Annotated in this window: 1 protein-coding gene; it reads left to right on the top strand. The window is 69.6% G+C overall.

Annotation, left to right across the window (positions count from 1 at the left end; translation table 11 throughout):
- Positions 1–900 (top strand): chitinase (locus tag IE294_RS46880; protein ID WP_194537671.1); only part of this gene is annotated, 900 nt, incomplete at both ends.

Here is a 900-nt window from a genome sequence, read left to right as displayed (position 1 = left end):
TTCCCGTCGCGGTTCGCGGCGCCGTACGTGGAGACGTGGAAGTCGCCGTCGGCGCTGGAGGGCGCGCGTGCGGCCGGGCTGCGGTACGTGACGCTGGCGTTCGTGCTGGACGGCGGGGGCTGCAAGGCGACCTACAACGGCAAGACGCCGGTCACCGACGAGGGCTGGCTGTCGACGGTGCAGGGAATGCGCGGCTCCGGGGGCGAGGTGATCGTGTCGTTCGGTGGGGCGTCGGGGACGGAGCTGGGGCAGGCGTGTGACTCGGTGGACGCGCTCCAGGAGCAGTACCGCACGGTCGTGGACACGCTGGGTGTGTCCCGGATCGACCTGGACATCGAGGGCGCGGGCCTGGCCGACACCGCCTCGGTGCACCGCCGCAACGAGGCGCTGACCGCGTTGCAGAAGGAGTACGAGTCCAAGGGCCGCCGTCTGGAGGTGCAGTTCACCCTTCCCTCGGGCAAGGACGGGCTGGACGCGGGCGGGGTGCGACTGCTCCAGGACGCGCAGAGCACCGGGCTGCGGGTGGCGCTGGTGAACATCATGACGATGGACTACGGCTCTCCGGTGCAGGACATGGGGCAGGCCGCGATCGACGCGGCCACCGCGCTGCACGGCCAGCTCGGGCAGATCTATCCGCACAAGTCGGAGGCGGAGCTGTGGGCGATGGAGGGCAACACGCCGATGATCGGGGTGAACGACAGCCAGGGTGAGGTGTTCACGGCCGACGACGCCAAGCAGCTGGCCGACTTCGCGGTCCAAAAGGGCATCCAGGAACTGTCGTTCTGGGCGGTGGGCAGGGACAGGGCCTGCCCCGCCACGGGCACCCTCTCCGGTGAGTGCAGCGGCACCGAACAGAACGACCACCAGTTCCTGACCACCTTCAACACCATCACCACCACC

The organism is Streptomyces canarius (assembly GCF_014650735.1).
GTDB classification, from domain to species: domain Bacteria; phylum Actinomycetota; class Actinomycetes; order Streptomycetales; family Streptomycetaceae; genus Streptomyces; species Streptomyces olivaceoviridis.
The sequence above is the reverse complement of the archived record's forward strand: the minus strand, read 5'-3'. Positions and strand labels throughout refer to the sequence as shown.